The organism is Desulfolutivibrio sulfodismutans DSM 3696, assembly GCF_013376455.1.
Classification (GTDB): Bacteria; Desulfobacterota; Desulfovibrionia; order Desulfovibrionales; family Desulfovibrionaceae; genus Desulfolutivibrio; species Desulfolutivibrio sulfodismutans.
Genome location: NZ_CP045504.1, coordinates 2,020,350 through 2,034,515 on the forward strand (window position 1 = coordinate 2,020,350; position 14,166 = coordinate 2,034,515).

Annotated in this window: 9 protein-coding genes; 3 read left to right on the forward strand and 6 right to left on the reverse strand. The window is 66.8% G+C overall.

Annotation, left to right across the window (positions count from 1 at the left end):
• Positions 1-13: 13 nt before the first annotated feature.
• From GD606_RS09590 to GD606_RS09605, 4 genes are all read right to left on the reverse strand, one after another.
• Entirely contained in the window at positions 14-2,206 is a 2,193-nt protein-coding gene (locus tag GD606_RS09590) for an N-acetylmuramoyl-L-alanine amidase (RefSeq protein ID WP_176629266.1), read from the reverse strand.
• Positions 2,207-2,216: 10 nt separating this feature from the next.
• On the reverse strand, positions 2,217-4,040 hold the full coding sequence (glmS, locus tag GD606_RS09595; protein WP_163302098.1) for a glutamine--fructose-6-phosphate transaminase (isomerizing): 1,824 nt from the start codon (positions 4,038-4,040) through the stop codon (positions 2,217-2,219).
• Positions 4,041-4,386: 346 nt separating this feature from the next.
• Positions 4,387-4,992: an XTP/dITP diphosphatase gene (locus tag GD606_RS09600; RefSeq protein ID WP_163302099.1), complete on the reverse strand. Its 606-nt coding sequence runs from the start codon at positions 4,990-4,992 to the stop codon at positions 4,387-4,389.
• On the reverse strand, positions 4,982-6,442 hold the full coding sequence (locus tag GD606_RS09605; RefSeq protein ID WP_163302100.1) for a two-component system sensor histidine kinase NtrB: 1,461 nt from the start codon (positions 6,440-6,442) through the stop codon (positions 4,982-4,984). The genes GD606_RS09600 and GD606_RS09605 overlap by 11 nt, the downstream gene beginning before the upstream one ends.
• A gap of 105 nt (positions 6,443-6,547) precedes the next feature.
• Between GD606_RS09605 and rimO the strand changes: the two genes are divergently transcribed.
• Positions 6,548-7,876: a 30S ribosomal protein S12 methylthiotransferase RimO gene (rimO, locus tag GD606_RS09610; RefSeq protein ID WP_163302101.1), complete on the forward strand. Its 1,329-nt coding sequence runs from the start codon at positions 6,548-6,550 to the stop codon at positions 7,874-7,876.
• A 71-nt stretch (positions 7,877-7,947) separates the two neighbouring features.
• On the opposite strand, the gene GD606_RS09615 is transcribed toward rimO, so the two are convergent.
• Positions 7,948-9,540 carry a glucosamine inositolphosphorylceramide transferase family protein gene (locus GD606_RS09615; protein ID WP_163302102.1) on the reverse strand — a complete coding sequence of 531 codons (1,593 nt, stop codon included), beginning with the start codon at positions 9,538-9,540 and terminating at the stop codon, positions 7,948-7,950.
• A gap of 658 nt (positions 9,541-10,198) precedes the next feature.
• Between GD606_RS09615 and GD606_RS09620 the strand changes: the two genes are divergently transcribed.
• Positions 10,199-11,413, forward strand: coding sequence for a glycosyltransferase (locus GD606_RS09620; protein ID WP_246299039.1), 1,215 nt, complete (start codon positions 10,199-10,201; stop codon positions 11,411-11,413).
• A gap of 31 nt (positions 11,414-11,444) precedes the next feature.
• Here GD606_RS09620 and GD606_RS09625 read toward each other — a convergent pair whose 3' ends face one another.
• Entirely contained in the window at positions 11,445-12,563 is a 1,119-nt protein-coding gene (locus tag GD606_RS09625; RefSeq protein ID WP_246299040.1) for a glycosyltransferase family 4 protein, read from the reverse strand.
• Between the two features lie 109 nt (positions 12,564-12,672).
• On the opposite strand from GD606_RS09625, the gene GD606_RS09630 reads away from it, so the two are divergent.
• Entirely contained in the window at positions 12,673-14,124 is a 1,452-nt protein-coding gene (locus GD606_RS09630; protein ID WP_163302104.1) for an oligosaccharide flippase family protein, read from the forward strand.
• The last annotated feature ends 42 nt before the right edge of the window (positions 14,125-14,166 follow it).

Below are 14,166 nucleotides of genomic sequence, written 5' to 3' on the forward strand. Positions count from 1 at the left end.
CGTGAGCCCCGGTTTATGAGGCCTTTTTCTTCCCTGCCGCCGGGACCGCCTCCCCGGTAAACCGCTCAAGACGCTGCTTATACGCCACCAGCCCGTTGACCATGCCCTGGGCCAGGGCCTCCAGGTATTTGTCCGAGCCCAGCCGCTTGGCGTCGTCGGGGTTGGTGATGTAGCCCATTTCCACCAGCACGGCGGGCATGCGCGCCCCCATGAGCACGTAGAACGGGGCCTCATGGGTGCCCCGGTCCCGGGTCTTCCAGCGGGAGACAGACCCCACGGCCTTGTCCTGCACGGTCTTGGCCAGATCCCGGGATTCCTTCATCTTGGTGTTGAGCATCAGGTCGGTCAGGATCAGTTGCAGATCGCTTATGGTCTTGGCCGAGACCGCGTTTTCGCGCGCGGCCACGCGTACGGCGTCCTCGGTGCTGGCCAGGTTCAGGGAATAGATCTCCAGACCCGAGGACTTGGCGTCGCCGTGGGCGTTGCAGTGGAGGGACACGAACAGGTCGGCCTTTTTGGCGTTGGCCATGGCCGTGCGCTCCTCCAGGGGGATGAACACGTCCTTGGTGCGGGTGTAGAGTACCTGGAAGCCGTGATCTTCGAGCTGTTTGCCGAGAAGTCTGGCGAAACGCAGATTGACGTCCTTCTCCACGAGACCGCCAAGGCCCTGTGCGCCGGGATCCTTTCCGCCGTGGCCGGGGTCGATCATGATGGTGCGCACGGTCAGGCCGAGTTGCTCCACCAGATCGCCAATGCGTTTCTCACTGCCCGGGGGCGGCTTGTAGGCCGGGGGCGGCGCGGGGGTTTGTCCGGGGGCCTTGGCGTTCTGCCTGGAGGCGGCCTGCCTGGCGGCCTGGGCCGTCTCCTCGCGCATGGCGGCGGCGGGATCGGCGGCGTCTTTTCCGGACGGGGCCGGGGTCGGGGGGGCGGGTTTGGCCGCCTCCGGGGGGGCCTTGCTTTTGCGCTTAAACAGGTTGGACAGCCAGCCGTCGTATTTGTCCCTGGGCGTGTCGGCCGACCCGGGCCTGGCCTCAGCCGGGGCTGGGGTCGCCTCTGCGGCGACGGGCGCACCGGGCGCACCAGCAGCACTGGTCGCACCGGGCGGAGCCTTGCCGGGCTTGCCCTTGGCATAGACGTCGAGCACCACCCGGAAAGGGTTGTCCAGGGTGAAGACGTTGTAGCGCTCCAGGTTGTCGATATCCAAGACCACCCGGACCACGTCGGGTTTGTTGTAGGCGGCGCGAATCTGGCGCAGGATGCCGTCGGTGATTTTCTCGTCAGTCCGCACGGCCTGCCCCATGCGCACGTTGTCCAGATCGATGTACAGGCGGCGCGGGGCGGCGTCCTCGCCCTTGGTCTTTTCGAGAAGCTGGTAGCGGAAGGTGGTTTCCCGGTCCAGGCCAAGGGTGATGCGCGAATAATCCTCCCCGCCGGTCTTGGAGATTTCCCCAAGCGTTGCGGGGCTTCCCGAGGTGGCCGCAGGCGGCGAGACGGCGCCCGAGACGGCCTGGGCAACCGGGGCGGTCTGCGACGGGGCGACGGACTGGGGAGCGGCGGCGGTCTCGGTCGGGGCGGCGGCCTTTCCGGCATCCGCGGCCTTTGCGGAACCGGTTCCCGAGGGCGGGGCCGAAGCCGCCTGCCTGGGCTCGGGGGTAAACGAGGGGTCCAGGCCGCGCAGCATCTCCACGGCCTCGGCCACCTTGTCCCCGTCGGGATAGCGGTTCAGAACCGCGCGCAACTCGCCCATGGCCTGCCCCTTGTCCTTGAGCCGGTCGCGAAAAACCACGGCCCGCCGCACATGGGCGTCGTCGGCCCAGACGTGGCGCGGGAAGCGGTCGATCATGCGCTGGTAGTGGTCCAGGGACTCTCTGGCGTCTTTTTCCAGATAGGAGCGGAAGGCCAGTTCCTCGAAGACCCAGCCCCTATAATACAGGGCCTTGGGGGCCAGGGGGCCGTTTGGGGCGGCGCGGTACACAGCAACGAATTTTTCGTCCAGGCCCAGCCAGGGTTCCCGGTGTTTTCCGGCCTTGGCGTCCGTGGACAGGCGTTTGAACTCGCGCAGGGCGTCCTGATAGGTCTTGTCCGCATTGGCGGCATGGACGGGGCCGCACAAAACCGACAGGACGCACAATACAGCCGCCACGGCCGCACACGCCCGGGCCGCTCCCGCCGACCAGGCCTCCCCGGCCGCCGGGGAACGCACCATGCCGCCGCAGCTATTCGACGGTGACGCTTTTGGCCAGATTGCGCGGCTGATCGACATCTTTCCCCAGGTAATCCGCCATTTCATAGGCGAACATTTGCAGTGCCGGAAGCATGAGAAACGTGGTGAGCGGCCCCCAGGCCTTGGGTATCTCCCACACATGGTCCACGCGCAAGTCGCTGCCCGGATTGGTCAGGGCGATGATCTTGCCGCCCCGGGCCTGGACCTCCTCCAGGTTGGACTTGACTTTGGGAAAGAGCTCGTCCACCGGGGCCAGGGCGAAGGTGGGAAAACGCGGATCAATGAGCGCGATGGGTCCGTGCTTCATCTCCCCGGCGGCATAGCCCTCGGCGTGGATGTAGGAGATCTCCTTGAGCTTGAGCGCCCCTTCCAGGGCCAGGGGATAGTACGGTCCCCGGCCGAGGTAGAGAAAGCTTGATGACTCGCTGAAGGTCTTGGCCAGGACGGCGGCCCGCTCCCGCATGCGCGGCAGTTCCGCCTCCAGGACGCTGGGCAGTTTCTCCAGGTTGGCCAGGCAGTCCACCCGCGCCTGCCGCGACATGCGGCCCGTGATCTCGCCCAGGCTCAAGGCCAGAAGCGTCAGGGCCGTCAGCTGGCTGCACATGGCCTTGGTGGAGGCCACGGAGATCTCCGGCCCGGCCTGGGTGTAGACCACCACGTCCGATTCCCGGGCCACGCTCGACCCGACCACGTTGCACAGCCCGATGACCTTGGCCCCGCGCTCCCTGGCCAGCCGGATCCCGGCCAGGGTGTCGGCCGTCTCGCCGGACTGGCTGATGGCCACCACCACGTCGCCGGGCAAAAGGATGGGGTCGCGGTAGCGGAACTCCGAGGCGATCTCCACCCGGGTGGGCACCCCGGCCCACTGCTCCAGGAGATACATGCCCCACAGCCCGGCGTGAAACGAGGTGCCGCAGGCCACGATGAACAGCCGCTCAGGCGTGGGCAGGGACGCCAGTTCGGGCAGAAGGGCCCGCCCGGCGGCCAAGTCCACCCGCCCGGCCAGGCAGTCGGCGATGACCTTGGGCTGCTCGAAGATCTCCTTGAGCATGAAGTGCTTGTAGCCGCCCTTTTGGGCGGCGGCCACGTCCCAGGTGATGCGCTTCACGTCCTTTGTGATCGGGGCCAGGGTGGCGGCGTCCATGACTGCAAAGGACGAGGCGTCGATGCGCACCATCTCGCCGTCCTCCAAAAACACCACGTCCCGGGTGTAGGTCAAAAAGGCCGGGATGTCCGAGGCCAGAAAATTCTCTCCCACGCCCACGCCCAAAACCAGGGGCGAGGACTTGCGCGCGGCGTACAGCACCCCGGGTTCGTCCAGACTGACCACGACCAGGGCGTAGGTTCCCTCCACCCGGCAAAGGGTCAGGCTCAGGGCTTTGGCCACGGGCAGGCCCTGGTCCAAAAACGAGGCCAGCAGATGGGCCAAGACCTCGGTGTCCGTGTCCGAGGCGAACACGCAGCCGCAGGCCTGCAACCCGTTTTTGAGTTCCTGGAAATTCTCGATGATCCCGTTGTGGATCACCGCCAGACGCCGGGCCGTGTCCGTGTGCGGATGGGCGTTTTTTTCGATGGGCAGGCCGTGGGTCGCCCAGCGGGTGTGCCCGATGCCGGAGGTGGCCTGAAAAACGTTTTGCCCCTCCAGGCGCTTCTCCAGGTTGCACAGCTTGCCTGCGGCGCGCTCCACATGCAGCGCATCCTGCTGCACAAAGGCCACTCCGGCCGAATCGTAGCCCCGGTATTCCAGACGCCGCAATCCTTCCAAGATGACCGGCACGGCAGGCCTATGGCCGCAATACCCGATGATTCCGCACATGTGGGCTCCCGTTTTTCTGTTGGGACGACGACGCGCCGCCCCCTGCAAGCAATTCGCACACCCTTACCTTGTCCCCCCCGGCATTTCAAGGACGGTCGGCCGGAGGGGCCGCGCCCCCGGCAGGGGCCTAAGGCCCCTGCACCCCGTACCGTGCGGTCACCCTGCGCCGCTCTTGCGTCGCACGGCGGCCGCAGCATTGCGGGGACTCCCGGGTTTTCGCTGGCGTTTCCGGCACAGCCTCGCTGTGCCGGAAACGCCAGCGATATCAGGGGGTCCGGGGGAAATGATTTCCCCCGGGCGGGGCTCGGGGCGGCAGCCCCGACAAAGCTGGGGGCGGCAGCCCCGGTTATGTGAGCAGTTCGTCCAACAGGGGGATCAATCGGGCGAGGGCCTTGCCGCGATGGCTGCGGGCGTTTTTTTCTTCCGGCGTCAGTTGGGCGGCGGCGCGGCCGAGGGCGGGGTCGAAAAACAGGGGGTCGTAGCCGAAGCCGCCGTCGCCCTGGGGGGAAAGGGCGATGACGCCTTCCCAGGCGGCCTGGGTCTCGGCCCAGCGGCCGTCGGGGGTGGTGGCGGCCATGGCGCAGACGAACCGGGCGGCGCGTTTTTCCGGGGGCACGTCCCGCAGGGCGTCCAGGAGCTTGGCGTTATTGATGGCGTCGGTGGCGTTTTCGCCGCCGTAGCGGGCGGAAAAGACGCCGGGAGCGCCGCCCAGGGCGTCCACGCACAGCCCCGAGTCGTCGGCCACGGCGGGCAGTCCGGTGGCGGCGGCCACGGCGGCGGCCTTGAGGCGGGCGTTTTCGGCGAAGGTGGTTCCGGTTTCGGCGATGTCGCCCAGGTCCGGGAAATCCGCGAGTCCCTTGACGGTGATGCCGGAAGCCTGGAGCAGGGCGCGCAGTTCGGCGATTTTTCCCTTGTTTGTGGTGCCAAGGACGATGGTTCTCTCAATCGGCATGCGGCATGTCCTTTTCCAGGGCGAAAAATGGCGGCAGAAGCAGGGTGACGGTGGTGCCCTGCCCCACCTGGCTTTTGATTTCCACAGAGCCGCCCAGGTCGTCGAGGATTTTTTTGGTCATGGCCAGTCCCAGCCCGGCCCCCTTGTCGCGGGTGCTGAAAAAGGGGTTGAAGACCTGGGCCAGGTGCTCCTTGGCGATGCCGTGCCCGGTATCGGCGACGGACAGAGAGACGCTGCCCTGGCGCATGCCGGTGGTCACGGTCAGCCGGCCTCCCTGGGGCATGGCCTCCATGGAGTTTTTAATGAGGTTGAGCAGGCATTGCTTGAGCAGTTCCGTGTCCCCCCGGGCTTTGGGCAGGGAGTCGGAGGTGGTGATGGTGATTTCGACCCCTTGCTTGTCCATGCCCATGCGCATGATGTCCAGGGTCTGGCGGACCATGAGGTTGAGGTCCACCTCGCCGGGTGTGGCCTGGGTGGGCCGGGAAAAATTGACGATGCTTTTTAAGATGGTATCCAGGCGGTTGGATTCCTGGAGGATGATGGAGACCTTCTCCCGGGCGGAGGCGTCGATGCCCGAGGAGCGAAGCAGGGAATTGGCGAATCCGGCGATGGCGAACAGCGGATTGCGGATTTCGTGGGAGATGAACATGGAGAGTTCGCCGATGGCGGCCAGACGCTCGGTTTTTTGCAGCCGACGTTCCATGAACACGTCATGGGTCACGTCGCGGCGGATGACCACCGTATGGGCCGGACGCCCCTCGCCGCCCACGGCGTGGGCCACGACCCGGAAGTAGCGCAGGCGGTCCTCGGCGTCCATGCGGGAATACTCGGCGCTGCCGCCCTTGCCGGACAACAGCGTTCGCCAGGGGGACACGTCGTCGGAATCGGTCGGCCGGAAGTTTTGCAGATCGTCGAGCACTGTGGCGCAGGCCAGTCCCAGAAGATCCTCCTTGGCCTTGCCCGTACGTCTTCTGGCGGCGCGGTTGATGTCCTCGACCTTGCCGTCGGGGTCGGCCAGGACCACCTCCGCGTCCAGATGGTCGAAGACCGCATCCAGGTAGATACGGGCCCGGGTCAGGTCCAGGCGGCAGGATTCGCACAGGGAGGCCGTGGTCACGGTGGTCTTGAGCAGCATGGCCGTACGGCGGTCCATGACCGTGGCCCCGGCCGGAATCGGGGTGTCCGGGGGCAGGCCCTGGCCGGTCAGGTCGATGATGCCGTTGACGTCGGGGGCGGCGTCCAGAAGCGCCGCCAGGGAATCGTAGACGGGGATGTCCGGGCCGACGCTCCTTTTCCCCGGGCCGCCCGGGGCCGCTCCGGCGAAATGGACCTCGGAGAAGATCTCATCCATGCCCGGGCCGCATAAAAAGGAGCAAAACGACTCAATGTCCGGGCCAAAGCCGTACAAGGCGATCCGATAAGGCCATCTTGCCGCATCATCCCCTGACATATCCGGCGCTCCGTGGCCGCGCGGCAAGGCCGCGGCCGGTTTTGTCTTTTGGTTTGGGGCATGATAGCCGGGGACGACGCGCCATGCAAGGAACTTGGGGAAACCATGAACCATTCGATAAAAGTCTATTCCATAAGCCTTGGCTGCCCCAAAAACCGGGTGGACGCCGAGGCCGTGCTGGGGGCCGTGCCCGGCGGGGTCCGGATCGTGTCCGATCCGGCCCAGGCCGACCTGGTGGTCATCAACACCTGTTCGTTCATCAAGCCCGCCGTGGAAGAGTCGGTGCGGGTGATCCTGGACACGGCCGAGGCCATCCGGGGACTTTCCCCCCGGCCGAAACTGGCCGTGACCGGGTGCCTGCCAGGGCGGTACGGCGAGGAACTGCGGGCCGGGCTGCCCGAGGTGGACGTGTGGGGACTGCCGTCGGAGCTGGCGGAGCTGCCCGGACGCCTGGCCCGGGCGGTGTCGCCGGACGGCGCACGGTTGCCGGACCTGCGGCGGCCGTCCCTGGGAACGCGGCTTGTCAGCACGCCGCCGGGGTATGCCTATGTGAAGATCGCCGAGGGCTGCAACCATGCCTGCGCCTATTGCACCATCCCCTCCATCCGGGGGCGGCTGGCCAGCCGTCCGGTTACGGACATCGTGGCCGAGGCCGGGGGGCTGGTGGACCGGGGCGCGTCGGAACTGATCCTGGTGGCCCAGGATCTGACGGCCTACGGCCGGGATATGGGCGGCGGGCGGGGACTTCGGGAGCTCGTGGAGGGTCTTTTGCCCCTGCCCGGGCTGTCCCGGCTGCGGCTCATGTACCTTTATCCGTCGGGACTCGACGCCGGGCTTCTGGATTTTCTGGCCGCGGCCGGGCCGCCGCTTCTGCCCTATTTCGACATCCCCTTCCAGCACGCCCACCCGGACGTGCTGCGGGCCATGGGCCGTCCCCGCTCGGACGCGCCCGAGGCCATCGTGGCCCGGGTGCGGCAGCGGTTTCCCGAGGCGGCCATCCGCACCACGTTCATCACCGGCTTTCCGGGCGAGACGCCCCGGCGGTTCCAGGCATTGCTGGACTTCGTGGCCCGGGAGCGGCTGCACCATGTGGGGGTGTTTCCCTTTTCGCCCGAGGAGGGCACCCGGGCCGTGGCCCTGCCCGGCAAGGTCTCCGGGGCCGAGGCCAGGCGTCGGCGCGACGCGCTCATGGAGCTTCAGGCCGAAATCAGCGCCGACATCCTGGCCGGATATGTAGGGAAAACCCTGCCGGTCCTGGTGGATGCGCCGCACCCGGAATGGCCCGGGCTTTTCGTGGGCCGCACCTGGTTCCAGGCCCCGGAGGCGGACGGCGTGACCTACGTCAGCGGCCCGGGCGTGGCCCCGGGGAAACTGGTCATGGCCGAGATCGTGGAGAGCAAGGACTACGATCTGGTGGCCCTGGCCGACGGCTGACCGGACGGCTTATCCCCGGCCCCGGGACCGACTCTCCAGGACGACGCCCTTCCCGCTCTAGAAGAACATGTTTATCCGCCCGGCCGCCGACGCGGACATGTCAGGCGCGGGATGTAGCGATGCCCGTCCACGGCCTCAAGCCCGGGAACGCTGTTATAGGTATGCAGGCTGTCCCCCTGCCCCAGAACGGCGGCCTCATGGCGGGCGACCTCGGTTTCCCGGTAGGCCCGGGGGGTCAGGGTCTCGATTTCAAGGATGGCCAGGGCCCGGCCGTAATGCCCGGAACAGTCCTGGGCCGGGCGGTAGAGGCGGCCGCCATGGCGAAAGACCCGCCCGGCCGGGCGGGAGCGGCGCACGTCGGAGACCACGGGGTTGCCCGGGTGGGGAACAAACGGCCCCAGGGGCGAATCCGCGTAAAAAACCGACAGTTCGTCCCAGGAGGAGCCCCCCTCCAGGCGCAGGTTGGCCATGAGCCACCAGCGTCCCTCGTGCTCGAACAGGGTGGAATCCACCGCCCGCACCCCCGGGAGCAGCGTGGCCGCAGGCTCCCATTCCAGGGGGAAGCGCACGGCCCGAAACAGCTCCACCCGGGCGGCCTGGGCGCTCTCCGGAACCATGTAGACCTCCCCGCCCCATTCGAAGACAAAGGGATAGGACAGGTGGTGCGGGGTGTGCAGGACCGTGTGCGGCGGCCCGAACGTCCCGTCCGGGGCCTGGGTCATGACCGCGATGCGGCCATGGCCCGTGTCCTTGTCGATGTGTTCGAAGAAAAGATGCGTGACCCCGTCTCGGACGAAGGGAAAGGGGTCGGCCCAGCCGGAGGCGTCCGGGGGAAAGGCCGGGGTGAAGCCGCCCAGGTCGAAAGGGTCGCCTCCGCCCCGGCGCAGGGCCAGAAACCACTGGGGCCGGAAAAAGATGTCCCGCCAGGCTGTGGCCGCAGCACGGCGCGCCAGGCGAAAAAGAAAGCGCCGCATGGCCGCGTTCCCGGGAATGGCGGCGGGGGGGGCGGCCTCCAGGGGCGTGGCCCGGGCCTCCCAGGCCTGGGGACCGCCGTCTTGCAGCTCGCGCACCATGCGGGGGACGAACCGGGCGGCCGTGACGCAGGCCGGGGCGGCGGTGCGGCTAAGCGACAGGGGGAAGACCGCCGACGCGCTGCGGTAGAGAAGCCGGGGCGGCTGCTTTGCCGTGTGCCAGACGAGCCTGGGCTCCCAGCAAGAGGCCGGGTCGGCCAGCGCCGCGAAGGCCTGGACCGGAGCCTGGGAGGCGAAGTCCAGGAAATCGAGCACCAGCAGCCCGTGCCGGAACGCGGCCGGAAGCCCGGGAGGGATTTCCAGGTCGCCCGGGACGATCAGGAGATCCAGGCGATCCGCCCGGGCCATGCGCCCCAGTTCGTGCGCCCATTGCGCCGTGTCGGGCAGTTCCCGGATTCGCAGGCCCCCGGGCAGATCCGCCGGGGCGAAGGGGTCCACGGCGACCGGCGCCAACAGCCGGTCCAGGCGCTGATAGAGGGAAAAGAGCAGGCCCGGTCCGCGGCGCAGCCACGGCAGGGAAAAAAACATGGGCGCGACGGACAGGTCGCACAGAAAGTGCGCAATATCGGCCTGAAAACGCGTGGCCAGATCTCCCGAAAGGAGCAAGGCGATGCGCAGGGAGGGAGTGTTCATGATTTTTGGATTCCGGCTGCGCAGCATGTGCAACCATGGTTTGTGTCGATGGATATTGCCATCACGTATCCGATGTGCTACGAGTCTGGCAACATATCAAAATGGCTTTGAAATTTTTACTTGGCTGTTTTAAATGGTCCTGGTTCACCGCGACAGTTCATGACATGGCGCGTTTTGATGTGAAACATATATTTATTGTATCGTGAAATTCTTTTGCTCTTTTGTTGTGACAGAAAGATTGCATCTTACACCAGCCCACGGCAACGGTTCAAACAGGGCATTTGTAGGTTTTGAATTTCTCTTTTTTCCCCCAGACGCCAATCACATCTCATGAAAAAACACACGAACCAGCACATGCTCCCGGGGAAACACCTCATATTCGATTTGTTTTTATTGCCCAATCTCCCAACCCACAACCAGAACCGCCCACACCAGATGCACATGGAACATCCTTTCCACCGGCAATTCCGCTTCATGGATCATGGCCTGCACCCGATCCAAACGCACGGCGCACGGCCTGGGACGTCAACCGCGTTCGCTTCTTGCGCCGGAAGGGCCGCTTGCATCAATAACCATTCACATTTCCATAAATCCGAATGTGTTACGGTGGGACACTGATATGAAGTATGGGACGCCCCCACGACAGCAACCGCTCTCCATGCCGGAAACGGCATATGTCACCCTCTGGTTCCCCAAGCCCTCTGAGACGTTCATCTATCGCGAGGCCCAGGTCATGCGGCGCATGGGCATGCCGCTTACGGTCTACGCCATGTACGGCCGCCTGGACAGCCACTTAAGCGACGACATGCTGCGCGACGACATCCCGGTGGAACGGCTGGGATGTCGGCACATCCTGCCCGGGGCCTCGGCCTTTGTCTATTGGCTCAAACGCCGCCCCGAGGTTTTCAAGCCGCTCATGGCCTCGCTGCTTTTCCGGCGCTGGCGCTGCCTGGAGCAGACCGGAGAGAACTACTGGGCCTGCTATTGCGGCTGCCACCTGGCCCGGCGTTTCGAGGAGACCGGGGTACGCCACATCCACGCCTGCTGGGCCAACGGCCCGGCTACGGCCGCCTGGGTGGCCTCGGCCCTAACCGGCATCCCCTTCAGCTTCACCGGCCGGGCCGGGGACATCTATCCCGCCGACGGGGCCCTCAAGGATAAAATCGCCCAGGCCGCCTTTACCCGGGTCGATGCCGCCTTCAACATCGACTATCTGCGCGGCTTTGCGGGCAACCACGACGAGAAAATCGTGCTCGTGCGCAACTGCCTGTCCTGGGAAAACTGCCAGGACGCCCCGGCCCCCATGCAGCCGCCCTACCACATCATGGCCCTGTGCCGCTTCGTGCGCACCAAGGGACTCGACGTGCTTTTACGGGCCTGCAAGTCCCTGGCGGACGACGGGGTGGATTTCACCCTCACCCTGGCCGGGGACGGCCCCCAGTGCCTGCCGCTCAAGGCCCTGGTCCGGCGGCTGGGGCTGACGGAAAAGGTGCGCTTTCCGGGTTTTGTGCCCCACGATCAGGTGCCCCGGGTTTTGCGCGAGGCGGACGTGTTCGTGACCCCGAGCAAGGTGGTGCAGAGCGGCGACCGCGACGGCCTGCCCACGGTCATCATGGAGGCGCTGATGCACCGGGTGCCGGTGGTGGCCACGGACGTGGGCGGCATTCGGGAAGTGGTGCGCGACGGCGAGACCGGCCGACTCATTCCCCAACTGGACGTGGAGGCCATGAAACGGGCCATCCTGGACGTGCTCCACAACCGGGACAAGGCCCTGGCCATGGCCGAACGGGGACGCCAGCTCATCTTGGACTATTACGACTCGGAAAAAAACGCCCGCCGGATGATCGAACTCATCTGCGCCCACTCGGCCTGACGCAGCATCCCCCCTCGGCGCCCGACCACGGTCAGGGGCGGCGCTTTTTCTCCCAGACCGCGGCAAACGCCTCTTCGTGGCGGCGGGCCATGGCCTCCAGGGAAAATTCCGCAACGGCCACGTCCCTGGCCGCCTGGCCCATGCGCCGCCGAAGCAGCGGATCTCCTAAAAGCTCCCCCATGGCCCGGGCCAGGGCCTCCGGTCGGCCGGGCGGCGCCAGCCTGCCCGTGATCCCGTCGCGCACCACCTCGGGAACCCCCCCCACGTCCGTGGCCGCCACGGCAAGCCCCGAGGCCATGGCCTCCAGAACCACGTTGGGCAGCCCTTCGTGCCGGGAGGAAAGCGCAAAAATCGTGGCCCGGGCATAATAGCGGCGCACGTCCGCATCGCCCGGAAAAAGCCGGATGCGCTCCCGGAAGGGGCTGGCCTGGATGCGGCGGACAACCTCCTCCCGGACGGGACCGTCCCCCACCAGCCACAATTGGGCCTCAGGGCGCTCCGGGGCCAGCAGATCGAAGGCCGCAAGCAGGGTGGCGTGGTCCTTGACCGGGTCCATCCTGGCCAGGCACAGGATGACCGGCGGGCCGTCGGGGGGGGAGGCGGCGGGCGTGAAGGCCTCGGTGTCGACCCCGTTCCGGATCACGGCGATCCGGCCTGCGGGCACGCGATAGGTCCGGTTCAAAAGGGTTTTGACGGCCCCGGCGTTGCACAGGACATGGTCGGCCAGGGGCCACAGCACCCATTCATGCTGCTTGGGCGGGTCCGCCGCCCCCCGGCAGTTGCCCACCACGGCCGGGACTCCGGCCAGCCGCCCCAGTACCCGGCCCCAGATGTTGGGGACCACGGTCAGGGGAACCAGCATGTCCGGCCGGTGGGTGCGCAGCGCCCGCCACAGGGCGGCCAGGGAGCGCGGCCCCACGGCCCCGGCGTCGCACAGCCGCCGCACGGTCAGCCCGTACCGTTCGGCCAGGGGCAAAAAATCCTCCCCGGCCATCAGGGTCCACAACTCCGCCCGGAAGCGCTGCGGGGAAAGGCGCGCCGCCAGCTCCAGGGCATGGCGCTGGGTGCCTCCGAAGCACAGATCCTGCAGCAAAAGGGCCACGCGCAGGGGTTCGGCTTGTTCTTTTCGGGCAAAGGTGGGATTGACCACGGGGCCACGCTGAACGGTAAGGGTTTTGGGGGAACCGACAGGGTGAGTCCCTAGCCCGAACCAGGGCAAAAGGAAAGTTCGAGCCCCGGACGGGGACGCATGGAGCTTCATGACCACAGAAGAGACCGCCCCGGACGCGCCCGCCGCCCCGCAGCACGGCATCCTGGGCAAATTTCTCAAGCTGGCCGGGGCGCAGTGGATGCGCGACTCGCTGCACACCCTCTTTCTCATCCTCCTGGCCCGGGAAAGTTCGAATACCTACGGCGGATTCATGCTGGCCTTCGGCCTGGGCCAGTTCATCCTGTTTCTGGGGGAATTCGGCCTCAACCAGCCCCTGGTGGCCTCCTTAAGCCGCCGCTACGCCCGAACCGGGGAGATTCTGGCCCAGTACACGGTCATCAAGGCGGCCCTGTTCGTGGCCGGGATGGCCGGGGTGGTGGGCATGGCCTGGCAGCAGGGATACGACGCGCAACTGGTGGGGCTGGTGGCGGTCATCTCCCTGGGGGTGGGCCTGGAACCCCTGTCCGGAACGTTTTTCGTGGCCTGCCGGGTGCGCGGCCGCCAGGACCAGGAGGCCCTGATCCGGGCCGTGGCCGCCGTTTTGGGCTACGGCTGGGCCTTCGCCACCCTTCTGGCCGGGGCGGGGCCGCTGTGGATGGGGCTTTTCAAGGTGGTGGAGAACGCCGCCAACCTGGCGGGCGGCGTCCTGGTCACCCTGCGGGGCGAGCAGTGGAACCGCTTCGACCTGGGGCGCAAGGCCATGCTGCGCATCTGGGGCACGACCCGAAACGGCGCGCCGTTTCTGATCATGGCCCTGGCGGCCATCACCTATAACAAGTCCAACCTGTTTTTTTTGCAACGCGCCGGAGGCCAGGAGGCCGTGGCCCGGTATTCCGTCACCTGGGAACTGGTGGACGGCGTTTCGGTGCTGGTGTGTTCGCTGCTTTTGAGCAACGTGCTGTTCCCCCTGTTCTCACGGCTGTGGAAGACCGGGCGCGAGGAGTTCCACCGCCTGGCCCGGGTCTCGGCCCAATGGCTTTTGGCCCTGGCCCTGCCCATTGTCTTTGTCCTGACCGTGGAGTCGGATCGCCTTATCGGCCTGATCTACGGCCCGGACTATGCCGAGGCGGTCTGGCTGCAAAAATACCTGGCCCCCACGGTGCTGGTGGCCTTTCTGCACAACCTGGCCGCCTACCTGATGCTCAGCCAGGGCCGCCAGCGGCTTTTGCTCGTCATCTACCTGGCCGGACTGGCCCTCAACCTGGCGCTGTGCGCCACGCTCATCCCGGCCCAGCCCCTGGCCGGGGCGGCCCTGGCCATCCTGATCACCAAGGCGGCGGTGGCCGTGGCCACCACCGGCTACTGCCAGAAAACCGTGGGGCTTTTCACCCTGCGCACCCTGTCCCCCATTCTGTTGGCCGCCGGATTGGGCATGGTCCTGTACCTGGGACTTGGCCCGTTCGTCTTCCGGGAACTGGCCGAAGCGGCGGCCATCGCGCCCATGCTGACATTGCTGGCGCGGCTATGGCGCAGGCGGGTTTTGGCGCCTGCGGCGGGCTGACGCCCCTTAAAAGCCGATAAATACAGGTTGTCAGCACCCGGC